Source organism: Lactonifactor longoviformis DSM 17459 (assembly GCF_900129135.1).
GTDB lineage: Bacteria > Bacillota > Clostridia > Lachnospirales > Lachnospiraceae > Lactonifactor > Lactonifactor longoviformis.
On the sequence record NZ_FQVI01000004.1, the window covers coordinates 170355 to 195375 of the forward strand.

Annotated in this window: 24 protein-coding genes; 3 read left to right on the plus strand and 21 right to left on the minus strand. The window is 45.9% G+C overall.

What is annotated here, in order from left to right; translation table 11 throughout:
• Positions 1–124 precede the first annotated feature (124 nt).
• Together BUA56_RS06545 and BUA56_RS06550 are read left to right on the plus strand one after the other, a co-directional pair.
• Positions 125–541: a MaoC family dehydratase gene (locus BUA56_RS06545; protein WP_072850118.1), complete on the plus strand. Its 417-nt coding sequence runs from the start codon at positions 125–127 to the stop codon at positions 539–541.
• 105 nt (positions 542–646) lie between these two features.
• The gene (locus BUA56_RS06550; protein ID WP_072850120.1) at positions 647–1012 is read left to right on the plus strand and encodes a DUF1292 domain-containing protein; all 366 of its coding nucleotides are present in this window, start codon (positions 647–649) and stop codon (positions 1010–1012) included.
• Positions 1013–1072: 60 nt separating this feature from the next.
• On the opposite strand, the gene fabV is transcribed toward BUA56_RS06550, so the two are convergent.
• The 21 genes from fabV to BUA56_RS06655 form a co-directional block, all read right to left on the minus strand.
• Positions 1073–2254 carry an enoyl-ACP reductase FabV gene (gene fabV / locus BUA56_RS06555; protein ID WP_072850122.1) on the minus strand — a complete coding sequence of 394 codons (1182 nt, stop codon included), beginning with the start codon at positions 2252–2254 and terminating at the stop codon, positions 1073–1075.
• A gap of 132 nt (positions 2255–2386) precedes the next feature.
• A complete protein-coding gene (locus tag BUA56_RS06560) occupies positions 2387–2902 on the minus strand; it encodes a dCTP deaminase/dUTPase family protein (RefSeq protein WP_072850124.1) in 516 nt (171 codons plus the stop codon).
• A 76-nt stretch (positions 2903–2978) separates the two neighbouring features.
• The gene (locus BUA56_RS06565; RefSeq protein WP_072850126.1) at positions 2979–5075 is read right to left on the minus strand and encodes a polyribonucleotide nucleotidyltransferase; all 2097 of its coding nucleotides are present in this window, start codon (positions 5073–5075) and stop codon (positions 2979–2981) included.
• 143 nt (positions 5076–5218) lie between these two features.
• Entirely contained in the window at positions 5219–5485 is a 267-nt protein-coding gene (rpsO, locus tag BUA56_RS06570; RefSeq protein WP_072850127.1) for a 30S ribosomal protein S15, read from the minus strand.
• A gap of 134 nt (positions 5486–5619) precedes the next feature.
• Positions 5620–6579: a C40 family peptidase gene (locus tag BUA56_RS06575; protein ID WP_072850129.1), complete on the minus strand. Its 960-nt coding sequence runs from the start codon at positions 6577–6579 to the stop codon at positions 5620–5622.
• A gap of 164 nt (positions 6580–6743) precedes the next feature.
• Positions 6744–8402: a Na/Pi cotransporter family protein gene (locus BUA56_RS06580; protein WP_072850130.1), complete on the minus strand. Its 1659-nt coding sequence runs from the start codon at positions 8400–8402 to the stop codon at positions 6744–6746.
• Positions 8403–8489: 87 nt separating this feature from the next.
• Positions 8490–9437 carry a bifunctional riboflavin kinase/FAD synthetase gene (locus BUA56_RS06585; RefSeq protein WP_072850132.1) on the minus strand — a complete coding sequence of 316 codons (948 nt, stop codon included), beginning with the start codon at positions 9435–9437 and terminating at the stop codon, positions 8490–8492.
• On the minus strand, positions 9434–10327 hold the full coding sequence (gene truB / locus BUA56_RS06590) for a tRNA pseudouridine(55) synthase TruB (RefSeq protein WP_072850134.1): 894 nt from the start codon (positions 10325–10327) through the stop codon (positions 9434–9436). The genes BUA56_RS06585 and truB overlap by 4 nt, the downstream gene beginning before the upstream one ends.
• Complete coding sequence (locus tag BUA56_RS06595) at positions 10324–11292, minus strand: DHH family phosphoesterase (RefSeq protein WP_072850136.1); 969 nt, start codon at positions 11290–11292, stop codon at positions 10324–10326. The genes truB and BUA56_RS06595 overlap by 4 nt, the downstream gene beginning before the upstream one ends.
• Positions 11285–11671, minus strand: a complete 387-nt coding sequence (rbfA, locus tag BUA56_RS06600; protein WP_072850138.1) for a 30S ribosome-binding factor RbfA — start codon at positions 11669–11671, stop codon at positions 11285–11287. Before rbfA ends, BUA56_RS06595 begins: the two co-directional genes overlap by 8 nt.
• A gap of 55 nt (positions 11672–11726) precedes the next feature.
• Positions 11727–14666, minus strand: coding sequence for a translation initiation factor IF-2 (gene infB / locus BUA56_RS06605; RefSeq protein ID WP_072850140.1), 2940 nt, complete (start codon positions 14664–14666; stop codon positions 11727–11729).
• A 20-nt stretch (positions 14667–14686) separates the two neighbouring features.
• Positions 14687–14998 carry a L7Ae/L30e/S12e/Gadd45 family ribosomal protein gene (locus tag BUA56_RS06610; protein WP_072850142.1) on the minus strand — a complete coding sequence of 104 codons (312 nt, stop codon included), beginning with the start codon at positions 14996–14998 and terminating at the stop codon, positions 14687–14689.
• Positions 14985–15263 carry an RNase P modulator RnpM gene (gene rnpM, locus BUA56_RS06615; protein WP_072850144.1) on the minus strand — a complete coding sequence of 93 codons (279 nt, stop codon included), beginning with the start codon at positions 15261–15263 and terminating at the stop codon, positions 14985–14987. Before rnpM ends, BUA56_RS06610 begins: the two co-directional genes overlap by 14 nt.
• A 12-nt stretch (positions 15264–15275) precedes the next feature.
• The gene (gene nusA, locus BUA56_RS06620) at positions 15276–16445 is read right to left on the minus strand and encodes a transcription termination factor NusA (protein WP_072850146.1); all 1170 of its coding nucleotides are present in this window, start codon (positions 16443–16445) and stop codon (positions 15276–15278) included.
• A gap of 21 nt (positions 16446–16466) precedes the next feature.
• Positions 16467–16934 (minus strand): ribosome maturation factor RimP, encoded by a 468-nt coding sequence (locus tag BUA56_RS06625; RefSeq protein ID WP_072850148.1) that lies wholly within the window; start codon positions 16932–16934, stop codon positions 16467–16469.
• A gap of 166 nt (positions 16935–17100) precedes the next feature.
• Complete coding sequence (locus BUA56_RS06630; protein ID WP_072850150.1) at positions 17101–19338, minus strand: DNA gyrase/topoisomerase IV subunit A; 2238 nt, start codon at positions 19336–19338, stop codon at positions 17101–17103.
• Positions 19339–19350: 12 nt separating this feature from the next.
• Positions 19351–21273, minus strand: a complete 1923-nt coding sequence (locus BUA56_RS06635; RefSeq protein WP_072850151.1) for a DNA gyrase/topoisomerase IV subunit B — start codon at positions 21271–21273, stop codon at positions 19351–19353.
• Between the two features lie 18 nt (positions 21274–21291).
• Positions 21292–21741: a threonine/serine exporter family protein gene (locus BUA56_RS06640; RefSeq protein WP_072850153.1), complete on the minus strand. Its 450-nt coding sequence runs from the start codon at positions 21739–21741 to the stop codon at positions 21292–21294.
• 3 nt (positions 21742–21744) lie between these two features.
• Positions 21745–22497: a threonine/serine exporter family protein gene (locus BUA56_RS06645; protein ID WP_072850155.1), complete on the minus strand. Its 753-nt coding sequence runs from the start codon at positions 22495–22497 to the stop codon at positions 21745–21747.
• Positions 22498–22633: 136 nt separating this feature from the next.
• Positions 22634–23155 carry a phosphatase PAP2 family protein gene (locus BUA56_RS06650; RefSeq protein ID WP_072850157.1) on the minus strand — a complete coding sequence of 174 codons (522 nt, stop codon included), beginning with the start codon at positions 23153–23155 and terminating at the stop codon, positions 22634–22636.
• A gap of 16 nt (positions 23156–23171) precedes the next feature.
• A complete protein-coding gene (locus BUA56_RS06655) occupies positions 23172–23486 on the minus strand; it encodes a DUF3784 domain-containing protein (RefSeq protein ID WP_072850159.1) in 315 nt (104 codons plus the stop codon).
• An 823-nt stretch (positions 23487–24309) separates the two neighbouring features.
• Between BUA56_RS06655 and BUA56_RS24115 the strand changes: the two genes are divergently transcribed.
• Positions 24310–24816 carry a transposase gene (locus tag BUA56_RS24115; RefSeq protein ID WP_479724296.1) on the plus strand — a complete coding sequence of 169 codons (507 nt, stop codon included), beginning with the start codon at positions 24310–24312 and terminating at the stop codon, positions 24814–24816.
• The last annotated feature ends 205 nt before the right edge of the window (positions 24817–25021 follow it).

Here is a 25021-nt window from a genome sequence, read left to right on the forward strand (position 1 = left end):
CATTTTTTACACTTTGTAAATATCTTTTTTTCATTTATTCGTCTTTTTGTTTATTTTTTAGTTTACTTTTCTTACTTATTTGTGTATAATGCCATTATAAACATATTACTAAGGAGGGATTAAAATGTCTTACGTTTATTCACAGATTAAAGTTGGAGACTCGGAAAGCTTCAGCAAAACAATCACCGCAGCAGACATATTACTATTCGCTGCGGTATCCGGGGATCAAAATCAATTGCACATGAACGATGAATACGCCAAAACTACTCCGTTTGGGAAACGAATCGCACACGGCGCGCTTACTTCAGCGCTTATACCCGCCGCCCTGACTGCCGCCTTTCCAGGTTCTATCTATATCTCCCAATATGTAGAATTCAAGGGTCCTGTGTTCATCGGCGATACCATCACTGCAGTCGTTACCTGCAGAGAAAAAAAGGAGAGAAACCGGGTTATTATGCAGACAAACTGCTATAATCAGAATGGAGACTGTGTCTTAGAGGGGACAGCTGAGACAAAGCTGGCAAAAGAACAGGTGCATTGAAACACAATTTATTTCGGTAATTATATTGCAAACACATTCTTAATCTGTTAGAGTATCTATTGTAGCACCTTACTGCTACAATAATTTCTAAAGAGAGGTATCATCATGAGCGACGAAAAATTTATGGGCGGCTGTGACCCCAGCGACTGCGCTTCCTGCGGAGGCGGCTGCGGCTCTGTTCCCAGAGTGCCCAACCCTACCATAAAGCTGACGCTGGAGGACGATACAGAGCTGGAATGTGCGGTACTCACCACATTTGACGTCAATGACCAGGAATACATTGCTCTTCTTCCCCTGGATGAAAACGGCAAGAATACCAACGGCGATGTATATCTTTTCCGCTTCTCAGAAGATGGGGATCAGCCTGTAATTGAAAATATCGAGAGAAATGATGAATACATGGCTGCTGCAGAGGCATTTGACGAATTTATGTCTAATCTGAAAGAGGATGCAGGCAGTACGGAATCCTAGGCATAAAAATAGAAAGCTGCTAATCTAACAGCTTTCTATTTTTATGCCCAGGATATAGTCTTATGCTTCCAGACTTGGAATAGGCACTTCTATATCAACGTCCTGACTATAGTCAATGTTATCAAAATGGAACCCGAACATATGATAGAAGTCCTCCCAATATCCTTTAATATCTGACAGCTCCTCCACATTTTCTGTGGTAATATTCTCCCAGCATCTCATAACCTCTTCCTGAATCTCTGGCTTCAGCTCCCAGTCATCCATACGAATCTTGTACTCTTCATCCATATTTACAGGATCTGTGAGCAGCTTATCATGAAAGAGGCGGGTAATCTGCTGGATGCAGCCTTCGTGGTTTCCCTGTTCCTTCATTACCTTATAGAGAATAGCAAAGTACAGGGGCACAATAGGAATGGCAGAGCTTGCCTGGGTAACCAGAGCCTTATTGACTGAGATATATGCGCTCACTCCAGGATACTCCCGGTTTAACTCCACTGCTGTGTGCATCAGGTGCTTCTTAGCCTGTCCGATGGTTCCGTCAGAATACATGGGATAGGTAAGTGCAGGCCCTATATAGGAATAAGCAACCGTAACCGCTCCCTTTTCCATCACATCCGCTCTGGTCAGCGCTTCTATCCAGTCTTTCCAGTCTTCCCCTCCCATGACCTTGATGGTTCCTTCCATCTCTTCCGGAGTTGCGGGTTCTACCGTCTTTTCCCCGATGGTGTTATTGCGCAGATCCAGGCTCTTATTCGTAAATGGCCGGCCAGTCGTCCTTAACACGGAAGAATAGACCGTACCGTCCAAAGTGGTCCGGCGGGGTGCCGCAAGACTGTAGATCACCATATCTACTTTTCCCAAGTCTTTTCTGATTATGTCAATTGTCTTTTCTTTTATCTCCTTTGAAAACGCGTCCCCGTTGACAGATCTGGCATACAGACCTTCATTTTTGGCCGCCTTCTCAAAGGCTGCCGTATTATACCAGCCGGGAGTTGCTGTACGTTTTCCGTTAGACGGTTTCTCGAACATAATTCCCAGAGTAGACGCTCCGCACCCGAATGCCGCTGTAATTCTGGAGGCGAGACCGTATCCTGTAGAAGCACCGATGACCAACACCTTTTTGGGGCCGTCCATTCTGCCCTTCTCCTTAACGTATTGGATCTGCTCCTTTACATTTTCCTCACATCCCGCCGGGTGGGCGGTGGTGCAAATATACTCTCTCACCTTTGGTTCTACTATCATAAATAAATCCTCCTAATTCATCCACACTGTGAGTATCTGGTTTTAAAAACCAGATACTTTGGCTATCAAACTATTCTACCACATTTTTCACAGATTGCAAAGAGGATTTTTATTCAGGCTGTGGATTCTTCCTTACCTGTCAGTGCTTCCAAAGCCGCCGTTTCGTACCTCGCAGGCATCATCATCTACGGTAATTCCATATTCTACAAAGATCCCCTGCATAAATCCGCTCCCGGCGTTCAGCTCTATGGTCTTTCCTTCTCTGGAATCATTGGTAATCTTAGAAAATATATGGCCCTCATTTTCTGAGTAAAAGTAATCGCTGTCAATAATCCCAACGGTATTATTTAACTGCATGCGGAACTTAAAGCCCAGACCGCTTCTTGGGTAACATTTCAGAACCCATTCCGGTTCCATTTCCGCGCGGATTCCTGTGGGGATTTTTACGGTTTCCCCCGGCTTTACCGTTACACTGACCGGCGTATAAAAATCATAGCCCGCAGATCCCCTGGTGGCTCTTTTGGGCAGGGATATGCCGCTGTAAATCTTTTGTATCTCCTCTTCCCTGTCACTCTCCCCAAAGGTATCTTTCCAATCCTTCAGAAATCTTTCCCAGCTTACTTTGTGAAATTTTGCTATTTTCTTCATGTGCATTCTCCTTTTCTCTGCCGCTGTCTAAAAAGGACGGAGAAAATACGCTTTTCCCCGTCCTGCTCTACAACTTTTACTTTTCTTCTTCCGGAACATCCTTCATACTGAAGCTGATTCTTCCCATCTTATCTTTTCCAAGACAGATAACCTTTACCATATCTCCCAGAGTCAGCTCGTCTTCCACCCGGTTGATGCGGTGTTTGGATATTTTGGAGATATGAACCATACCTTCTTTGCCCGGAGCGAACTCCAGGAATGCGCCGAATTCCTTAATGCTGATTACCTTTCCAACAAAAATCTGTCCGGCCTCAAAGTCTGTAGTGATGATTTTGATCATGTCCATGGCTTTTTCCATGCTCTCCTGATCCACGCCGCATACAGAAACGGATCCATCGTCATCAATATCAATTTTAACGCCTGTCTCCTCGATAATGGTATTGATTGTCTTGCCCCTCTGGCCTACTACATCGCCAATCTTGGAGGGATCAATCTGAATCTGCATAATCTTGGGAGCATAAGGCCCTACACTCTCTCTGGGCTTGCTGATGCACGGTTCCATAACTTCTGTAAGAATATATTCTCTGGCAGCCTTCGTCTTAGCGATAGCTTCCTCTATAATCGGTCTTGTGAGTCCATGAATCTTTATATCCATCTGAATCGCGGTGATACCATCGTGGGTGCCTGCCACTTTAAAGTCCATGTCCCCAAAGAAGTCTTCCAGCCCCTGAATATCTGTCAGCACCAGATAATCGTCATCGGTATCCCCGGTTACCAGACCGGTGGAGATGCCGGCTACCGGCTTTTTGATGGGAACGCCTGCTGCCATCAGGGACATAGTAGATGCACAGATACTTGCCTGTGAGGTAGAACCGTTGGATTCAAAGGTTTCCGAAACCGTACGGATCGCATACGGAAACTCGTCTGCAGGAGGCAGCACCGGAATCAGAGCCTTCTCTGCAAGCGCTCCATGGCCGATTTCCCGGCGTCCCGGTCCTCTGGACGGCTTTGTCTCACCTACTGAGTAAGACGGGAAGTTGTAATGGTGCATATATCTTTTTGAAGTCTCGTCCACGTCCAGCCCGTCAATTCTCTGAGCTTCAGCCAAAGGCGCCAATGTAGTAATGGTGCAGATTTGCGTCTGTCCCCGGGTAAACATAGCGGAACCGTGAACCCTTGGAATCAGGTCTACTTCCGCCGCCAGAGGACGAATTTCCGTAATTCCTCTGCCGTCCGGACGCTTTTGATCCTTCAAAATCATCTTGCGGACTGTCTTTTTCTGATACTGATATACAGCGTCATCCAAAAGATTAAGCCACTCCTCATTTTCAGCAAAGGTCTCCGCCAGTTTATCTTTAATGGCGCTGATATTGCCTTCCCTAGTCTGCTTGTCATCTGTAAATACTGCTTCCTCCATCTCTTCCGGAGTCACCAGTTCCCTGATTGCAGCAAACAGTTCTTCAGGAACCGCACAGCTCTCATATGTGTGCTTTTCCTTTCCGCATTCTGCCACAATGGTATCAATAAATTTGATAACCTCCTGATTCACCTCATGGCATTTGAAAATAGCCTCGATCATCTTATCCTCCGGAACCTCATTGGCTCCAGCCTCGATCATGATAACTTTTTCCCGGGTAGACGCTACAGTAAGCGCCAGATCGGATACAGCTCTCTGGGCATTGTTAGGATTCACCACAAATTCTCCGTCCACCAGACCCAGCTGCGTCATAGCACAGGGACCGTCGAAAGGAATATCGGAGATACTGGTGGCGATTGCAGATCCAAGCATTGCCGGAAGCTCCGGATTGCAGTCCGGGTCTACAGAAAGCACCAGATTATTCAAAGTCACATCATTGCGGTAATCCTTTGGAAATAAAGGACGCATGGGGCGGTCAATTACACGTGAGGTAAGGATTGCATGCTCACTGGCCTTCCCTTCTCTTTTATTAAAACCGCCAGGAATCTTGCCCACGGCATATAACTTTTCTTCATACTCTACACTTAACGGGAAGAAATCAATCCCGTCCCTGGGTTTTTCTGAGGCAGTAGCGGTAGACAGCACGGTGGTGTCTCCATAGTGCATCATCACTGCTCCGTTTGCCTGTTTTGCCACACGGTTCACATCAACTGTCAGGGTTCTTCCAGCCAGTTCCATTGAAAAACTCTTATACATAAATATATTCTCCTTTTCTTGTGCTGGTAGAAGACTCCGAAACAACTGAAAAATACATTTCGTAAAATGTCCTTTTCAGTGGTCTCGGCAAAGTTCTTACTACCGCAAAACAGGGCGGATAACTCCGCCCCTTAAATGCCTGATTATTTTCTGATTCCTAATTTTTCAATTAAAGCACGGTATCTTTCAATATCAGTCTTCTTTAAATAAGCAAGTAATCCACGTCTCTGACCTACCATTTTCAGAAGTCCTCTTCTGGAGTGATGGTCTTTATGGTGCTCTTTTAAATGCTCTGTAAGCTCCTGGATTCTTGCAGTTAAAACTGCGATCTGAACCTCCGGTGAACCTGTGTCACCCGGTGTTCTTGCATACTCTGCCATAATTGCCTGTTTCTTTTCTTTTGAAATCATGTTGTGCTTCCTCCTTATTCATTATAATCGCCTCAGATTAAGAAATGGTCGGAGTGTCCAATTTCTGAATCAGGGCTATTTTCACACCTTCATAGTATAACACAAGGCATATCCATTGTAAACTGTTTTTCTCTCTATTCATCCAGAATTCTTACTGCCCAGACAGCATTGTCATAATATATATTCGAGATTTTAATGCCGGTTTCCTTGCTGCTTGCATGGATCACCTGACCGTCCCCAATATACATAACCACATGGTAAATTTCCCCGTCCCTGGCGTAAAATATAAGATCTCCGGGCTGTGCTTCCTCTATGGGGATTCTGGTTCCGGTCTGTGCCTGATCTCTGGATACCCGGGGCAGTGAATATCCAAAATTGGCATAAATACTCTGTACAAAACCAGAACAGTCCGCACCGTCCGTAAGGCTTGTCCCGCCCCACACATAAGGATTGCCCAAAAATTGTTCCGCAAACTCCACCATCTGGGAGCGGACACTTTCCGAGGCTTCAGCTGCACCTGCAGTTTCTGCAGAAGGCTCTTCCTCAGCCGGTTCTGTTATCTCCTCTTGCGTAATACTTGTTTCTTCTTCCGGAACACCAGCTTCTTCTTCCGGAGCGGATGTTTCTTCCTCCGGTTCTGTGGACTCAGGGACAGTGTTATCTATCCCGGTATCAGCAGGTTCAGCCGCACTTCCGGTCCAGTGGGCATAGGTCAAAGTCTCCTCCTGCCCCTGTTCCACATATTCTCTGGCTGTCTCTCCCGTAAGAAGATATCTGCTTGACACGTATCCCCGTACATCCCCGGAGATGATACAAGCCCACCCATTCTCTTCTCCCTCTATGATACAAACGGCATCTCTGGGGAGTTTTCCGATAACAGAATACTCCATCCCCCCGCCGCTTCTTATATTCAGATTTGTATTTACATCAGCAATTCCATACTCTTTATCCTTTGTATCAGACACAGTCTCTCTCGTTTCCCCCTGAGATTCCTGGTATCCTGCGGGAGGATCTGCCCAGATGCTTTCAGAGGAAACGCCCAGAAGCACCAGTACAGACATGGCTCCCAGTAAATTACGTCCTTTTCTGTGCATAATACTTTTTATAAAGCCTCCTTTGTTACGTTTGTTTTAAAATTGTTACATTTATATTACGTACTCATTGTACCATGCAAGTACAAAATGTCAACAAAATTCCGTCGGGACAAAACGACAAAAAAATCCCGGCATAAGGTAAGTATATGCCGGGTTTTCAATATTTATGCCTGAACAGCACCTTTCATGTCTTCCTCCGGATCCTCCTCCAGGATGGAAAAAGCAATATTGGTAGCGTGATCTGCCACCCTTTCCAGGCCGGATACAATATCTGAGTAGAGCATTCCCGCGCTGGGCGTACATTCTCCTCTGGTGAGACGCTGTACATGATTTTGCTGAAGCTCCCGCTCCATCTTGTCAATGTTATCTTCCAGTTCCAGGATCTCCTGCATATGGATCCGGTTGTTGTTCGAAAACATATCCAGAGAATACGTTGTGATTTTGATCACAGCGTCCAGCATCCCGGACAGCTCTGCCTGTGCTTCTTTACTGAAGCTGACTTTCTCTTCCATCCTTGTCCTGCAGGCATCTGCCACGTTCTCGGCATGATCCCCGATTCGTTCAATATCATTTACTACGTGAAATAGTCCTCCGATACTTTTTGCATCGTCAATCGGAAGGGTAGTCTGGTTGATTTTTACAAGATAATCCGTGATTGCATGGTTTAAAAAGTCTATATTCTTTTCCATAGAATATACTTTTTTCAGTTCCTCCTCATCCAGAGTAACCAGACAGTTCATTGCTCTGGTAAGATTCGTAATTGCCATATTTCCCATGCGTTCCAGTTCTCTGGTTGCTTCTACCACCGCTGTGGTGGGGGAGAACACTGCTTTGTCTCCAATATAAACCAGTTCGAACTCTTCCTCCCCTTTTTTCTTGTCGTCTCCGGGAACGATCAGGTAAGTAAGCTTTACAATCCACTGGATAAACGGAAACAGTATGATAACCTCACAGACTTTGATTAAGGTGTGAGCATTGGCTACCTGCCTGGCCACGCTGTCACCGGAAAGCCTCTGAATGATTCCGGTAATCGGATCCAATGCAATTGTCAGGAATACCAGAATAATGGCGGAACCTACAATATTAAACAAAAAGTGAATCCATGCTGCCCGTTTGGCATCTTTCTTTCCCCCCAGGCTGGCCAGCAGTGCGGATACACAAGATCCCATATTGCATCCCAGGATGATAAAAAAACAGATAGGCAGCTTCAAAAGCCCCTGGGTGGCCAGGAGAAGCACAATACCTACCGTAGCGGAAGAGCTCTGGAGGATTGCTGTAATTACAAATCCTACCAGGATCGCCACATAGTGATTCTTCAGAGAAGCAAGCATGTCCACAATCTGAGGGGATTCTTTTAATGTAGACATAGCTCCGGACATGGTTGACAGTCCCACAAAAAGAATACCAAATCCGAGGACAACCTCCCCTGCCTTTTTCACAGAGTTTTTTTCGCAGAACATCACCATGATAACACCGGCCATTACAAAAAGCGGCGCTATTTCAGAGAGATTAAACGCGATTAACTGTGAGGTGACTGTAGTACCGATATTGGCACCCATTATAACTCCCGCTGCCTGCAGCAGTGACATAAGTCCGGAGTTTACAAAGCTTACTACCATTACCGTGGTAGCGCTGGAGGACTGAACGATGGCCGTAAACAGGATACCTACCATCATGCCGATAAAACGATTCTTAGTAAAGAATTCCAGGATACTTCTCATCTTGGCACCGGCTGCTTTTTCCAGACCGTCGCTCATGAGCTTCATGCCGTACAAAAACAGGCCAAGACCGCCAACTAACGTCATAATAATTCCTAAATTCATAGTATCTCCTTAGTAAAAAATATGTCTGGATTTATTCAGGAACGCCAAAGCGCACCCCTGCGTAACGTTTTTAACGCAGCACTCCTACTATAAGATAAAATTTTTAATTTGTCCATATCCCAAACGAAAATATTCCCTGCCCATCTCATTATCCTTCAGGAGCTGTTCCTTCAGAAGTTCCATAGAACCGAATTTTTTCTCATGCCGAAGAAAATGAAAAAATAAGACCTCAGACTCTTTTCCGTATAAATCCGCATCACAGTCGAAGAGATAGGTTTCCACTCCCAGAAAATTTTCTTTTACCGTGGGTTTGTATCCCACATTTGTAATTCCCTGATACACGCTCCCATCTATAATGGATTTTGTCACATAGACGCCGTTGGGCGGGAATTTTTTCTTTGTGGAAGGGATGATATTAGTAGTCGGAATCCCGATGGTTCTTCCCAGCTGTCTGCCCCGGACAATCTCTCCTTTGGTAAAAAACGTATATCCAAGAAGCTGTGATACGGTCTCCATATTCCCTTTTTCCAGTTCTTCTCTAATGTATGTACTGCTGATCTCTCTGTTTTCGTATCTTTCCTTTTCAATAATCTCTACGGTATAGCCATACTTGCCGGCCATATCCTCCAGCATACGCACATCTCCCCGCCGCTCATGTCCAAAGCGGAAATCCGTCCCCACTACAATGCAGGCGGCGTGCAGACGGTTCACAAGAAATTCCTTTATAAAGTCTTCTGCCTCCATGTGTATGACTTCATCGGTGAAGGGGCACTCCACAAGACAGTCTACCCCCAGCTCCTCTATCATTTCCGCCCGCTCCTCATTGGTCAGAAGAGATTTCAGATTAGATTTTCCCAGTTTTACAAGAGGAGAGACATCAAAAGTAAAGATGACTGTCTGATAGCCATCTTTTCCAATCTCAAGCACTCTGTGAATCAGTTTCTGATGTCCTCTGTGCAGACCATCGAACTTTCCCAGTGTAATCACACTCTTCTGTCCTTCCTCGAACTGGGGTACAACTGTTGTACTGATCATGTCTCCTCCTTAAACATCTTAACCAGCTTATATTGCCGGCGTTCTTCCTGATACTGGTATATGCCGATAAACATGCCCTGGCTGTCATATACCCGGACCCATGTATCCTTTATAGGTATCATTTGGTCCGGACAGGCAAAAGAGTTCCCATTGTGCAGCGCCTTATCCAGGCTGGGACTTGCGCAGATCCGGGGATATTCAGAAAACATCTCCTCTATAGGCAGAACGTCCTGTTCCAAAACCCCTTTTTCCTTCCGCTGCCGAATCTCCTCCAAAGTAAGGCTTTCCTGTATCCGAAAGCGTTCCACACGGGTGCGGGTCAGCTGTTCCATACAGCCTCCGCATCCTAGTTTCTGTCCAATATCGTGGCAGAGTGTCCGTATGTAAGTTCCCTTGGAGCATGTAACTGACAGCTTTACCCTGGGAAGACTCAGTTCCGTCACCTCAATGCTGCGAAAAAAGACCTTCCTCGCTCTGCGCTCCACTTCTCTGCCCTCCCTGGCCAGCTCGTACAGTTTCTTTCCGTTCACCTTCAGGGCAGAATACATGGGAGGGATCTGCATCTGCTCCCCCACAAATCCGCGGATGCAGTCTCTTACCTCTTCTTCAGAAACCGTAACCGGCATTTCTTCCAGAATCCTGCCGGAAATATCCTGGGTATCTGTGACTGTGCCAAGCAGCAGTACCGTCTCATAGGATTTATCTTTCTCTGTAAGCATGTCACAGAGCTTTGTAGCTTTTCCAAGACACACCGGCAGGACACCTACAGCATCCGGATCCAGCGTCCCTGTATGACCTATTTTTTTCTGTTTCAGAATTCCTCTCAGTTTTGCCACCACATCATGGGAGGTATAGCCTTTTTCTTTATAAACGTTAAGTACTCCGTTCATGAAAGTATTTCCTTCTCTCTCAGCTGTTTTTCTATGTGGGGCGTAAGATTATTGATCACATCATAGGAGCTTCCCTGCAGGGTGCATCCTGCTGCTTTTACGTGGCCTCCTCCTCCAAAGTACGAGGCAATTGCACTAACATCCACCGCCCCGTTGGAGCGCAGGCTTACTTTATACTCCTGGGCCGATGTCTGGTACATAAAAACTGCCACCTCAACGCCCTGGGTAACACGAAGCTGACTCACAATACCGTCCAGCTCTTTTGCCTGTATACCGTAAAATTCCATGTCCTTTTCATTGACAACACCCACAATACATTTGCCGTCCAGCACCAGAATGCTCTCCATAAGGCACCGGCCCAGCACCTGATTCTGCACATAGGTCTTTGTGTAAAAAGATTCATCTACAATACGGCTGAAATCTATTCCTTTATCCATGAGAATCCCTGCAATGGTCATGGTTCTGGATGAAGTGCAGGAATACTGGAACACCCCTGTGTCATGGACAATCCCCGTATAGAGAGCCGCTGCACAGTCGGGCGAAATCTTTTCTTCCTCCAGCATTTCAAACAGCACCTCACAGGAGGAGCTGCTGTCGGGGACGATCACATTTATGTCACCAAATCCCGGATTGCTGATATGGTGATCGATACAAAGACGTTTTCCTGCATGTTCAAAACAGGGAAACGCAACGCCAATGCGGTCTGGGGCGCTGGCGTCCAGAGTGATAAACAGATCATACGTTTGTTCCTCCCGGCAGATGGTCTGTATCTGGTCCAGATCCCGGATAAATGAGAACCCTTCTTTCGGCTCTTCCAGATATACGTCCGTCTCAAGGGAAGGATAGTTCTCTTTCAGGTACAGGTAAAGCCCCATGCAGGAACCCACACAGTCTCCGTCCGGACGCACGTGGCCGGCTATGGCCACAGTCCGGATGCCTTCCAGCTGCGAAGCCAGTTTAATCATTCTTATCATCTTCCTTCTGTTCGAAATCCTGATTGTTCACTTCCTGAATCAATTTTGACATAGTAACGCCGTATTCAATGGAGGTATCCAGCACAAATCGGATTTGTGGCGTGTTGCGCAGATTGATATTCTTGGCCAGCTGATTTTTCAGAAAGCCTTCTGCGCTCTTTAGACCTGCCAGAGTATCCTCCTTTGCCTTGTCATCTCCCATAACACTGATGTAGGCCTTGCAGGTTTTCAGATCCGGCGCCACCTCAACGGCGGTTACTGATGTCAGCGGATGAATACGGGGATCTTTCAGATCCCCCCGGATTAAATTGGCCAGTTCTCTTTGAACTTCCCCATTAATCCTTGTATTCTTTATACTGTTTTTTCTCATATCTATTCTCACTTTCTGTCTTTTCAGGTACAGCCGCAGGCAGCCCCTCTGGATTCTAGCGAGGAACTTCTACCATAATATAGGCTTCTACCTTATCTTCTTCTTTTACGTCATTGAAGTCCTGGAATACCAAGCCGCACTCGTATCCGGCTTTTACTTCCTTCACATCATCCTTAAAGCGCTTCAGAGATGCCAGCGGTCCCTCGAAGATCTGCTCATCCTCACGGGTAATGCGCACTTTACAGCCTCTCTGGAAGATACCGTCCAGGACATAAGAGCCTGCAATGGTACCGATGCCGGAAGCCTTAAATGTCTGGCGGACTTCCCCGTGGCCGATGACTTTCTCCTCATATACCGGATCCAGCATACCCTTCATAGCCGCTTCCACATCCTCAATAGCCTGATAAATGACGCGGTATAGGCGCAGATCCACCCCTTCCTGTTCTGCAATCGCTTTTGCGGTAGCGTCAGGGCGGACATTAAAGCCGATAATAATAGCATTGGAAGCAGAGGCCAGGGTAACGTCTGATTCATTGATGGCGCCTACGCCTCCATGGATCACCTTGACAATCACTTCTTCATTAGAAAGCTTTACAAGACTCTGTTTTACTGCCTCCACGGAACCCTGTACGTCTGCTTTTACAACAATCGGAAGTTCCTTTAAATTACCTGCTTTAATCTGTGTAAATAAATCGTCCAGAGACATTTTTGCTTTGGTGTCCTCCAGAAGTTTATTCTTTCCTTCTGACACAAAGGTCTCTGCAAATTGTTTTGCCTCTTTGTCGTTGTCAAGAGCTACGAGAATCTCCCCTGCATTGGGCACATCGGAAAGTCCCAAAATCTCTACGGGTGTGGAAGGACCAGCCTCTTTTACCCGTCTTCCCTTGTCATCCATCATGGCACGCACTTTTCCGGAGCAGGAACCTGCAGCGATAAAGTCTCCCACCTGAAGAGTACCCTTCTGCACCAGAATCGTTGCCACAGGACCCTTTCCTTTATCCAGCTCTGCCTCAATGACAAGGCCTCTGGCTTTTCTCTTAGGATTGGCTTTCAATTCTCCCACTTCTGCAGTTAGAAGAATCATCTCCAAAAGTTCATCAATTCCGTCTCCGGAATGGGCGGATACAGGCACAAAGATCGTGCTGCCGCCCCAGTCTTCGGGAATCAGCTCATATTCTGATAATTCCTGTTTTACCTTTTCCACATTGGCACTTGGCTTATCAATCTTATTGACAGCTACAATTATCTCTGTGCCGGCGGCCTTAGCATGATTAATGGCCTCCACTGTCTGGGGCATAACACCGTCATCTGCAGCGACTACCAGGATTGCAATATCAGTAGCGTTGGCACCGCGCATTCTCATAGCAGTAAATGCCTCATGTCCGGGAGTATCCAGGAATGTAATCTTCTGTCCGTTGATGCTTACTACGTAGGCGCCGATATGCTGGGTAATTCCTCCCGCTTCTTTGTCTGTTACATGTGTATTACGAATAGCATCCAGAAGAGAAGTCTTGCCGTGGTCAACATGCCCCATGACACAGACAACTGGCGGTCTGGAGACAAGCAGGCTGTTATCCTCCTCTTCCTCTCTGAGCAGTTCCTCGATGACATCGATTTTCTCTTCCGGCTCTGCTATAATATCATAGCTTAATGCTATCTCCTGTGCTTTCTCGAAATCAATCTCATGATTGACTGTAACCAGGATTCCTTCCAGGAATAGCTTCTTAACGATTACAGACGGCTGCATTTTCATCTTTTCAGCCAGCTCCCGGATTGTCATCTTTTCCGGAAGGGTAATCTCCTTAATTTCTTCCTTCTTCTCCTCCTGCTTCGGCTGAGGATTCGGTCTCTGAAGAGCTTTCGGAAGCCTCTGATTCGGTCTTCTTCCTCCCTGGTTTGGCCGCTTTCCGCCATTGCCCTGGTTTTTGTACTCTTCTCGCTTGACATCCTTTTTCTTGTTATCTCTGTTCAGCTTGCGGCTGTCTTTGTCGACAATTTCAATTTTTGAATCTGTCGGTTTGTTTCTTGTATCCGGCCCATTTTTACGGAAATCATTGGTTCTTCCTGCGGGTCTCTGGCCGTCATTGCTTCTGTAGCCTCCGCCCGGTCTCTGGCCGTCATTGCCTCTGTAACCTCCGCCTTGTCTCTGGCCGTCATTGCTTCTCTGGTAGCCTCCGCCGCTTCTCTGGCCGTCATTATTTCTCTGGTAGCTTCCCGCCGGTCTCTGGCCGTCATTATTTCTCTGATAGCCTCCTGCCGGTCTCTGGCCGTCATTATTTCTCTGATAGCTTCCCGCCGGTCTCTGGCCGTCATTATTTCTCTGGTAGCCCCCTGCCGGTCTCTGGCCGTCATTGTTTCTCTGGTAGCCCCCCGCCGGTCTCTGGCCTCCCTGAGGTCTCTGATAATTTCCAGTTCCCCTCTGGCCGTCATTGCTTCTCTGGCCGTCGTTATTTCTCTGGTAGCCTCCTGCCGGTCTCTGGCCTCCCTGGGTTCTCTGATAACCTCCGCCGCTTCTCTGACTGCTTCCGGTCCTCTGATTGCCGCCGGTGCTCCTCTGACTATTATTTGCCGGCCGCTGATTGTTATTCACTGGTCTTGAACTATTTTCACTCATAGCTTTTACATTACTCTCTGTTGGCCTGGGAATGCTGTCTCCCTGGCTTGCTTGTGTATTTTGAACAGGTTTCTCAGTGTCACTGTGTACCGGGTGTTCGGTCTGAGGGCGGCCCTGGTATGGACGGCTCTGGCTGGAACGCTGCGGGCCTTTGCCTCTTCTGTCCCCTCCATTGCTGGCATTCTGGGGACGGAACACCTGAATAATATTGGATTTCTTTTTGGGCTTTTCAAAATGCTCTTTCACAGCCTTCACATGATCGTCTTCCAGACTGCTCATATGGCTTTTGACTTCTATATTTTTCTCTTTCAGAAAATCTAATACCTCCTTGTTTGTTTTATCTAGTTCCTTAGCAAGTTCATGTACTCTAATTTTTGACATACTTACTACCTCCTTTTCTATTACGAATTCATTTCCAGTTGCTTTTCGATTGCCTTAGCAAAATTTTCATCGGTTACTGCCAGGGAAGCCCGGAATTCTTTTCCAATCGCCCTGCCCAGTTCTTCCTTTTCTCCCAGGAAATACAGTGGAACCTGGTAGTAAGAGCAGGAATTTCCGAATTTCTTTTTGGTATTCCCGGAGGCTGACTCCGCGACCACAACCAAAAAAGCAGTTCCTGTTTTCACAGCTTTTTCCGTAGAAAATTCTCCGCTCACAACTTTGCCGGCTTTCATTGCCAATCCTATCAGAGATAGTACTTTATGATTTATCAATAACTTCTAACTCCTTTTTCAAGCTTTCATAGACCTCTTTTGGAATTCCCATCTTTAATGAGCGTTCCAGCCCTTTGTTTTTTTGGGCTTTCTCCAGACAGTCCCTGGAAAAACAAAGATATGCGCCTCTACCGTTTTTCTTACCAGTCGCATCCAGCACAATCTCATCCTCTGTTGTCTTTAAGACACGCATCATTTCTTTCTTACTTTTCATCTCACCACACCCGATGCATTTCCGCACAGGTACTTTTCGAACGGTGCCCATAACTCTCACTTCCTACTCTTCAACGTCTTCCGGCTCCTCATAGTAAGGCTCAGCCTCTTCCGTGTATTCATTCTCATCCGGATAATATTCTTCGCCGTCCCCATAGTCCTCTTCATACTCTTCTTCATAGTAATCTAAGTCACCGGCCTCTCTGGCCTGGGTCTCACTCTTTATATCAATTTTAAAGCCTGTCAGCCTTGCTGCAAGCCTTGCATTCTGTCCCTCTTTTCCGATTGCAAGAGAAAGCTGGTAATCAGGCACTACAACCTGAGCTGTTTTCTCATCGGGATCTGCCATTACTGAGATCACCTTTGCCGGACTGAGTGCATTTTCAATCAATATCGCGGGGTTGTCACTCCAGTTAATAATATCAATCTTCTCTCCTCTGAGTTCCTCTACAATGGCATTCACTCTCGCTCCGTTCATACCAACACAGGCGCCCACCGGGTCAACATCCGGGTCGTTGGACCATACCGCGATTTTGGTTCTGGATCCCGCCTCCCTGGCGATGCTTTTTATCTCGACTGTTCCGTCTTTTACCTCGGTCACTTCTGATTCAAACAGACGCTTTACCAATTCCGGATGTGTCCGGGAAACTAAGATTTTTGGACCTTTCGGTGTATCCTTGACCTCCAAAATATACAGCTTAATGCGCTCTGTAGGGCGAAATACCTCTCCCTTTACCTGCTCATTTTCCGTAAGAATAGCATCCGCTTTGCCAAGATTAATACTATAATTTTTGCCAAGATTTCTCTGAACAATACCCGTCACTACATCCTTTTCCTTGCCGTAGTACTGGTTATAAATCACTTTGCGCTCTTCTTCGCGGATCTTCTGAAGAATGACGTTTTTGGCATTCTGAGTGGCGATTCTTCCAAACTCTTTCGATTTAATCTCTATATTAACGATATCTCCGACTTCATATTTGGAATCAATCATCTTGGCATTGGCCAGACTGATCTCCAAGATGGGATCCTCTACCTCTTCCACCACTGTCTTTTCTGCATATACTCCAAAGTCGCAGGTCTCCGGATTAATGTTTACTTTTACATTATCTGCTTTGCCGAAATGATTCTTACATGCCTGAATCAAAGACTGCTCAATTGCTTCCAAAAGAGTATCCTTACTGATGGATTTCTCTTTTTCCAGAATCTCCAGTGCCTCTAATAATTCTGTATTCATGTTACTTCTTCCTCCTAAATATTAAAAATCGAATGCCAATCGTATCAAAGCGATATCAGCCTTCTGAAACACCATCTCCGTTCCGTCTTCTCTGGAAATAGTTACACTATTGTCATCGTATGCCTTCAGAACTCCATAGAATTCTTTCTCCTTTTGAATCGCACGGTAGGTGCGGATCTCCAGCTCTTTTCCCATACTTCTGGCGTAGTCTTTTTCTTTCTTCAGCGGTCTCCCAAGCCCCGGAGAGCTGACTTCCATTATATATGCTTCCTCAATAAAGTCTTCTTCATCCAATTTGTCGCTGAACGCACGGCTTACCGCCTCACAGTCATCTACCGTTATGCCCCCTTCTTTGTCTATATAAGCCCTCAGATACCAGTTGCTTCCTTCTTTCACATACTCTACATCCACCAGCTCAAATCCATGGGACGCAACAATTGGGAGAAGAATGCTCTCTGCTTTTTGTTCATACACTTCTTTTTTACTCATGTTCTCACCACGCTTTCCGGATATTCCCTTACACGCGATAAGAGTGGACTCGCAAGCCCACTCTTATACTGTAGTATTATTTATATCTTATTAATATTAGCACTAATTCCCAGAAAAATCAAGCATCTTAGAAAATTTGGTAAGATTCCGTCCGTTCCACTGTCGGCTAAACTCTTATCTTAGTGCCTTTGGTATCCCTCTTCGCCAGCTTCAGTTTATTCAGCGTTACCTCTTTTTCCTTATATACTATGGTATACTCGCTCCTGTTTTCCAGAAGATATGCCTCTTCCAGCGCATCCTTTTCTCCCAGACGCATTCCCCGTACTCCAATGGCTGTTTTTTTCTTATAAGGAACTTCCTCCTTGAGAAATTTCAGAAAATAACCGTTTACAGACTGGAGCACCACATATTCCATGGGATCTGACATGCCCACAAACAGGAGTTCATCCTCCCCGGAGAGCTTTGTAGCTGCAATGGTACGCTTAGATACATCAAATTCCTCCCCGGCCACCTGCTTTATCATACCGGTCTTTGTTATAAACATAAGGCTGGAGGCTTTTACAGACTCCAGGCTTCCCGCATAGAGAATCCTTTCCTGGGTGCTGTCATAATTGCTCAGATTATCAACAGGCGTCCCCTTATCCCGGAACCTTCCGTAGGGAACTTCCTGTACCTTAACCGAATGCATCCTCCCTTTGTCTGTAAAAATGCACACTTTATCCGTATTCATGCAGGTAAACAAATATTTGCTTTCGCCGTCAGCGGTTTCCCTATTTCTCTCATACGTAGCCTTGTCGATCGTCTTTGTATAACCGAAGCGGTCCATCAGAAAGACAACTTCTGTCTCCTCAATTTTCTTTTCCTCATACACTGCCTCTGCGGCATTTTCCACAGCGGTTCTTCTGGGTCTGCCATATTCTTTTTTCACGGCAGTAAGTTCCTTTATGATCACATTGGCCATCGAATCATAGTTATTCAGGATATCCTCATATCTCGCTATATTGGCAAGTGTAATCTCGTGTTCTTTCAGGAGAGCCTCTATCTCCAGGCCGATTAATTTATACAGGCGCATCTCCAGAATAGCCGTGGCCTGGCGCTCTGTGAAAGCCAGCTTTTTAGCAGCCCGCTCACTGGCTTTACTCTTAAAGCGGATCCCCTCCGTGATCCCCTGAATCAGACAGTCTTTTACCTGCTTCTGGTTTTTGCTGCCTCTCAATATCTCAATGATCAGGTCAATGACGTCGCATGCCTTCATCAGGCCTTCCTGAACTTCTTTTTTCTCCTGTTCCTTTGCCAGCAGGGTCTGATACTTTCTGGTGGCCACCTCAAACTGAAAATCTACATGGTATTCTATGATCTGCCTGAGGCTTAAGATCTCCGGCCGGCCATCGGCCACTGCCAGCATATTGGTTCCAAAAGTATCCTCCAGCCGTGTCTTTTTATAGAGCATATTCATAAGGTTTTCCGCATCTGCACCTTTTCTCAGTTCAATGACGATACGGATGCCTTCCTTTGATGACTGGTTGGAGATATCTATAATATCCGTGGTTTTCTTTGTCTCTACCAGAGACGCCACATCGTTTAAAAACTTGCCGATATTGGCGCCAATCATCGTATAAGGAATCTCAGTGATCACAAGGAGTATCTTTCCCGCTTTTCCCTTCTCAATCTCCACTTTACCCCGGATACGGATCTTGCCGCTTCCTGTCTCATAGATTTGGAGAAGCTCATCCTTATTTACTACAATTCCGCCTGTGGGGAAATCTGGTCCCTTGATATATTTCATCAGACCTTCTGTGGTGATTCTGTTGTCCTTCATATAGGCAATCACACCGTCAAGCACCTCCCCAAGATTGTGAGGAGGGATACTGGTAGCCATTCCAACGGCGATCCCGTCCGCTCCGTTCACCAGGAGATTGGGGATCCGCACGGGAAGCACGGCAGGTTCCCTCTCAGTCTCATCAAAGTTCGGCACAAAATCCACCACATCTTTGTCCATATCCTGAAGGTATACTTCCTGTGTGATTTTTTCCAGCCTGGCTTCTGTATAACGCATGGCTGCGGCGCCATCCCCCTCAATAGATCCAAAATTGCCATGGCCGTCTACCAGAGGCAGACCCTTTTTGAATTCCTGAGCCATCACCACCAGCGCCTCGTAGATAGAGCTGTCACCGTGGGGATGGTATTTGCCCATGGTGTCCCCCACAATACGGGCACATTTCCGGTAGGGACGGTCGTAACGAATCCCCAGCTCGTACATGTCATAGAGCGTACGCCTCTGCACCGGTTTCAGCCCGTCCCTCACATCAGGGAGCGCACGTGCGATTATGACACTCATGGCATAATCGATATATGATTTCTGCATTATCTCAGAATATTCGGTCCTAATGATATTATCCTGCATCTTCTATTCCTCCTATATATCCAGCTGGGCATCCCGGGCGTGCTCATAGATGAATGCTTTTCTGGGGGGTACATCTGTGCCCATCAGCACCTCGGTTACCTGGGAGGCCATACGTGCATCCTCGATTTCCACCCGGCGGAGCATCCTGGTCTCGGGATTCAGAGTAGTCTCCCAAAGCTGCTGGGCATCCATCTCTCCCAGTCCCTTGTATCTCTGAAGGTGGAAGGAACCTTTGTGCTTCTTCCGGTACCGCTCCAGGGCCTTGTCGTCATAGAGGTATTCTTCTTTTCCCCTGGCAGGCATGGCCTTATAGAGAGGGGGCATAGCAATATACACGTGCCCTTCATAGATGAGCTCCGGCATAAACCGATAGAACAAGGTGAGCAGCAGCGTGGAAATATGAGCACCGTCCACATCCGCATCTGCCATAATGATTATCTTGTCATAGCGGAGCTTTGTGATATCGAAATCGTTGCCGTACCCTTCTGAAAATCCGCAGCCAAAGGCATTGATCATAGTTTTGATCTCTGCGTTGGCCAGTACCTTATCAATAGTAGCCTTTTCCACATTCAGGATTTTTCCCCGGATGGGCAGGATCGCCTGAAAGCTCCTGTCCCTTGCTGTCTTTGCGGACCCTCCCGCTGAGTCTCCCTCCACAATGAAGATCTCACAGATGCCGGGATCTTTTTTCTCGCAGTTTGCCAGCTTTCCATTAGAATCAAAGGAATATTTTTGTTTTGTCAGAAGATTCGTCTTTGCCCTCTCTTCTGTTTTTCGGATTTTGGCTGACTTCTCCGCACAGGCCAGGACGTTTTTCAGAGTTTCCAGATTCCGATCAAAGTAATGTACGATCTCTTCGCCTGTCACCTTTCCTGCGGCTTTTGCAGCATCCTGGTTGTCCAGCTTGGTCTTTGTCTGTCCCTCAAATCTGGGAGACGGATGCTTGATGGAGACAACAGCGGTCATCCCGTTTCTGATATCTGCCCCTGTAAAATTCGGGTCCTTTTCTTTCAGAATCCCCAGTTCACGGGCATACGTATTCATCACCGTGGTAAAGGTAGTCTTAAAACCGGTGAGGTGGGTCCCCCCTTCCGCATTGTAAATATTGTTGCAGAAGCCCAGTACATTTTCATGAAACCCGTTGACAAACTGGAAGGCCACCTCCACCGTGATCCCTTCGGACTCCCCGGTAAAGTAGACGGGCTCATGGATGACCTCCTCTTTCTGATTTAAATCCTTGATAAAGCCTACAATACCATCCGGTTCATGGTAAGTGACCGTCTCCGTTTCCTCTCTGCGTTTATCCTCAAATACTATGGTCAGTTTGGGATTCAGATAGGCAGTCTCGTGAAGGCGGCTTTTTACCTCAGTAGAAGAAAAGTTCGTCTTTTCAAATATCTCCGGATCCGGAAGAAAATTCACACAGGTCCCTGTTGTCTTTGTCCTTCCCAGCTTGGGAAGCAGGCCTCCTTCCAGCTCTATCGTAGGAATGCCTCTCTCATAATGGTCGTGGTGGATATATCCCTCTCTGCTGATTTTTATATCCAGATACGTAGACAGGGCGTTAACCACCGAGGACCCCACACCGTGGAGCCCGCCGCTGGTTTTGTAGACAGAATCGTCGAACTTTCCCCCCGCATGGAGTGTTGTAAATACCAGACGCTCAGCCGACATCCCTTTGGCATGCATTCCCACAGGAATTCCTCTTCCGTTGTCCTCCACGGTTGCGGATCCGTCCGCCTCCAGGGTTACCCGGATATGATCACAGAAGCCTGCCAGGTGTTCGTCCACCGCATTGTCCACGATCTCATAGATGAGGTGATTCAAGCCTTTTCTGGAAACACTTCCTATATACATTCCCGGTCTTTTTCGGACCGCTTCCAGTCCCTCCAAGACGGAAATACTGTCCGCATCATAAGTATTTTTCTTAGCCATACTAACAAATCCTTTCCCTTACTTATTTTCAAACTTCCTCTGAATCTTTCCGATTATCTGCATCACTGAGGTTATCAGAATAATCCCAATGGCAATGGATCCGGCTTCCTGCAGCACCCATCTGGCATAGCGGCCGAATTCATCCGCCTGTCCTCTGACAAAAAAGTTCATCGTGTAGTAGAGATTTCCACCCGGGATCAGAGGGATCAAAAAGGGAACCAGAAGTGTAATTACAGGAGTTTTTAAAACTCTTGCAAAAATTTCGGCCATCACTGAGGCAAAGGCAGAGGCGGCCAGAAGCCCCGCCACTTCACTCTGAGAAACATACTGGACTGCCAGAAAGACTGCCCAGGTGACACCCCCTCCTATGGTAACCAGAATAAGCTTCGAACGTTTTATATTAAAAAAGATGGAAAACCCCATGGACCCAAATGCGGCCATAATAATCTGTATGATATATTTACTCATGATTTATGCTCCTAATGGAATTAATACAATTGCAAAGCCGACTGCCAGGGCAACGGAAATCAGCACAGCCTCCAGCAGACGAAGGCCGCCTGAAATAATATCTCCGTGTATCATATCCCTGACCCCGTTGGTGAGAGCCACGCCCGGCACAAGCAGCATTATATTGCCTATGATAATCTTATCAATAGAATGTCCCAGCCCCATGCGGGTCAGCGTCCAGGCGCACAGCCCCCCTGCTGCCGAACAGATTATATTTTTAATGATTCGGTTCATTCCCACCCGTTCATTCAGCTTTACCATACAGCGGATTACAAGTCCGGTAACTGCAGCGGCGACTGCGTCCATACAGTCACCTCCGAAGAACACAGAAAAACACGCAGATATCATCACATAGGCCAGGCACATAATAAATTCCGGATATGTTTTGCTGCTGCGGATCCGCTCCAGGCGTTCATCAATGGCTTCAATGCTCAGATGGTACTCGCAGATATCCCTGGATAGGCGGTTGCACCGCTCCAGTCTCTCCAGGTCTGTATCATAAGCCAGGATCCGCCTGACCTGTGTCAGGATCCGTCCCTCTTTGGTATGAATGGTAACGATCAAACAGGAGGTTATGGAAAACACATCTGACTTCTCCATCTCATAAGCGCTGCAGATTCTGGTCACAGAATCCTCTACCCGGCTGATCTCCGCACCGGCCATAAGCATCTGCGCCCCCAGTTCCAGAATCCGATCCAGCAGTTTTTCATAATCCATAGTTCTTTCTCTTTTCTTCCTGATAATTTTCAAACATTTCTATTTTGCCATAAACGGCAGAAAAATACCAGACCCGGATTCGTAAAATTTTTAACAAAAATGCGGCATAACAGTAAATGTTACACCGCAGAACGAATCATTCCGTGTTTTGTTTTATTTTTTTCCTGCCCAGAAGTCCTTTTGCCGCTATCCCAACCAAGATCCCCAGTACGGCACCAGCCAGCACATCTGTGGGAAAATGCACATACAGGTACAAGCGCGAGAACCCAATCAGGGCTGCCAGAAGAAATGCAGCTATTCCCAGGCGTTTCTCTGTAAACCAAATTGCAGTTGCCGCAGCGAACCCCGACATAGTGTGCCCGGAGGGAAAGGAATAATCCCTGGGGACTGCTATGAGAAGCTCAATTCCGTCCCTAATCCAGCAGGGCCGTTCCCTGGCAATCAGATTTTTAAGAATCAGGTTCCCCAGAATCAGATTCAGAATAAGCGCCAGCATAACCAGTACCCCGCCTTTTCTGTATTTTGGAATACACAAGAGTACAATTCCTGTTAGAATCCATATGATTCCTGAATTGCCCAGCTTTGTTACAGATGTCATAATTGTATCCAGCATGGGAGTATGTATCTTTTGTAAGCTGTCCAGGATTGCGAATTCCATTGAAATCCTCCTACATTTATTTTTTTATTTTACATTTTGTAGTCATAACCACAAGGCAGACAATTGCAACAATAATAATGGCCGGCCCGTAGATCATGCGAATCACGGTAAACTTGTCAGACAGGAATACAAATGCTGCCTGAACAATGGTAATCAGTACTACCATTACGGTCATTAACCGGGTTGCTTTTTTCTCATCATAGATCTTCATGGCTTCTTTGCCTGATTTCCCCATACTTAAAAGCCAGCTTCCCTTTCCTGCCAGCATAATAAGGGTCAGGATTACCAGGATGGCCAGGATAAAATAGTCAAAAGACTGAACGTGTCCCATGGAAAACCTCCTTCCTCTATCTTTATCACTATATCTTAGATTGGGAAATAAATCAATCAATTTACTTTATTATATATTTACATTTTGGTAAATTGCAAATAGATAAAATATAGAAATAATATTAAATATGTCCTTATAAAAAGTAAAAGGGTATCATTTGCTTTATCGAATAAGCTAATATTGACAACATCCATATATAACAGTAACTACAGTCGCATGTCAAAAGCAGACGAATGATTCGCCTGTAGAAAATGCGGATTCCATTGTAATAATCATTAGGAGTGATAAACTTATGAATGCAGTAGGTATTGATGTTTCTAAAGGTAAAAGTATGGTTGCTATTCTACACTCATATGGAAAGTTGTTTTCCCACCATTCGAACTTCTTCACACAACAAATGATATCAATTCTCTTGTTGAACTGAATAAGTCAGTAGAGGGTGAATCGCACATTGTTATGGAACACACAGGTCGCTATTACAAGCCACTAGCTCATCACCTATCTCAAGCTGATCTTTTCGTAGGTGCAGTTAATCCAAACTGATTAAAGATTTTAGCTGCAATTCTTTACGCAGAGTTAAATCTGATATAGCAGATGCTATAAAAATAGCTCGTTATACTCTCCATAGCTGGCCGAATTTGAAACAGTATACTCTTATGGATGAAATACGAAATCAGTTAAAAACAATGAACTGTCAGTTTAGTTTCTACATGAAGCACAAAACTGCTATGAAAATTAATCTCAGTGGTGTAAACGCAAGAAGTACAACTCCAGCAAATCAAAAGCTGAAGAAATCAATGCAGCATCCAAAACACTAGTTCCTGTGCTTCCGAAAGATGAACTGACCAATCTTATCATCACACAGGCTGCAGCACAATTAAATACTGCCTCTCAGAACGTAGATCCACTTCGCATACTTATGAATAAAACTGCTTCAAAATGTCCAGAATATCCTGTTGTCATGGCTATGAATGGTGTTGGAACATCCCTTGGTCCTCAGTTCATTGCAGAAATTGGCAACGTAACTCGTTTTACTCACAAAGAGGCCCTCATCGCCTTTGCTGGTGTAGACCCTGGAGTAAATCAATCAGGAGCTTATGAGCAAAAAAGTGTTCATGCTTCTAAACGTGGATCATCCGAACTTAGAAAAACACTTTTTCAGATCATGGACTGTCTTATCAAAACTATGCCACAGGATGCCCCTGTATATTTGTTTATAGATAAGAAACGTGCACAGGGCAAGCCTTGCTATGTCTACATGACCGCTGGTGCCAACAAATTTCTTCGAATTTACTATGGAAGAGTGATGGAATATCTTACATCTTTATAATCCATAACCGAAAAGTCATTTTAAAAAGACCAACACATGTGGTGCTGGTCTAGTTTTGTTGTCGTAATACGACTTCTAATTTTTACTAGAAAATTCTTGACTCTTTATTTTGAATATTCTTGTGCGATGAAATCGCACTTCCGGAAATCTGGAAATCAGATGTCCGGAAAGTGGAAATCATCTTATGCGAGATTACTCGCGTAAT

Excerpts from the sequence above, each read along its gene's own strand:
- BUA56_RS06545 (WP_072850118.1), top strand. The coding sequence starts at position 125 with ATGTCTTACGTTTATTCACAGATTAAAGTTGGAGACTCGGAAAGCTTC.
- BUA56_RS06550 (WP_072850120.1), top strand. The coding sequence starts at position 647 with ATGAGCGACGAAAAATTTATGGGCGGCTGTGACCCCAGCGACTGCGCT.
- fabV (WP_072850122.1), bottom strand. The coding sequence starts at position 2,254 with ATGATAGTAGAACCAAAGGTGAGAGAGTATATTTGCACCACCGCCCAC.
- BUA56_RS06560 (WP_072850124.1), bottom strand. The coding sequence starts at position 2,902 with ATGAAGAAAATAGCAAAATTTCACAAAGTAAGCTGGGAAAGATTTCTG.
- BUA56_RS06565 (WP_072850126.1), bottom strand. The coding sequence starts at position 5,075 with ATGTATAAGAGTTTTTCAATGGAACTGGCTGGAAGAACCCTGACAGTT.
- rpsO (WP_072850127.1), bottom strand. The coding sequence starts at position 5,485 with ATGATTTCAAAAGAAAAGAAACAGGCAATTATGGCAGAGTATGCAAGA.
- BUA56_RS06575 (WP_072850129.1), bottom strand. The coding sequence starts at position 6,579 with ATGCACAGAAAAGGACGTAATTTACTGGGAGCCATGTCTGTACTGGTG.
- BUA56_RS06580 (WP_072850130.1), bottom strand. The coding sequence starts at position 8,402 with ATGAATTTAGGAATTATTATGACGTTAGTTGGCGGTCTTGGCCTGTTT.
- BUA56_RS06585 (WP_072850132.1), bottom strand. The coding sequence starts at position 9,437 with ATGATCAGTACAACAGTTGTACCCCAGTTCGAGGAAGGACAGAAGAGT.
- truB (WP_072850134.1), bottom strand. The coding sequence starts at position 10,327 with ATGAACGGAGTACTTAACGTTTATAAAGAAAAAGGCTATACCTCCCAT.
- BUA56_RS06595 (WP_072850136.1), bottom strand. The coding sequence starts at position 11,292 with ATGATTAAACTGGCTTCGCAGCTGGAAGGCATCCGGACTGTGGCCATA.
- rbfA (WP_072850138.1), bottom strand. The coding sequence starts at position 11,671 with ATGAGAAAAAACAGTATAAAGAATACAAGGATTAATGGGGAAGTTCAA.
- infB (WP_072850140.1), bottom strand. The coding sequence starts at position 14,666 with ATGTCAAAAATTAGAGTACATGAACTTGCTAAGGAACTAGATAAAACA.
- rnpM (WP_072850144.1), bottom strand. The coding sequence starts at position 15,263 with ATGGGCACCGTTCGAAAAGTACCTGTGCGGAAATGCATCGGGTGTGGT.
- nusA (WP_072850146.1), bottom strand. The coding sequence starts at position 16,445 with ATGAATACAGAATTATTAGAGGCACTGGAGATTCTGGAAAAAGAGAAA.
- BUA56_RS06625 (WP_072850148.1), bottom strand. The coding sequence starts at position 16,934 with ATGAGTAAAAAAGAAGTGTATGAACAAAAAGCAGAGAGCATTCTTCTC.
- BUA56_RS06630 (WP_072850150.1), bottom strand. The coding sequence starts at position 19,338 with ATGCAGGATAATATCATTAGGACCGAATATTCTGAGATAATGCAGAAA.
- BUA56_RS06635 (WP_072850151.1), bottom strand. The coding sequence starts at position 21,273 with ATGGCTAAGAAAAATACTTATGATGCGGACAGTATTTCCGTCTTGGAG.
- BUA56_RS06640 (WP_072850153.1), bottom strand. The coding sequence starts at position 21,741 with ATGAGTAAATATATCATACAGATTATTATGGCCGCATTTGGGTCCATG.
- BUA56_RS06645 (WP_072850155.1), bottom strand. The coding sequence starts at position 22,497 with ATGGATTATGAAAAACTGCTGGATCGGATTCTGGAACTGGGGGCGCAG.
- BUA56_RS06650 (WP_072850157.1), bottom strand. The coding sequence starts at position 23,155 with ATGGAATTCGCAATCCTGGACAGCTTACAAAAGATACATACTCCCATG.
- BUA56_RS06655 (WP_072850159.1), bottom strand. The coding sequence starts at position 23,486 with ATGGGACACGTTCAGTCTTTTGACTATTTTATCCTGGCCATCCTGGTA.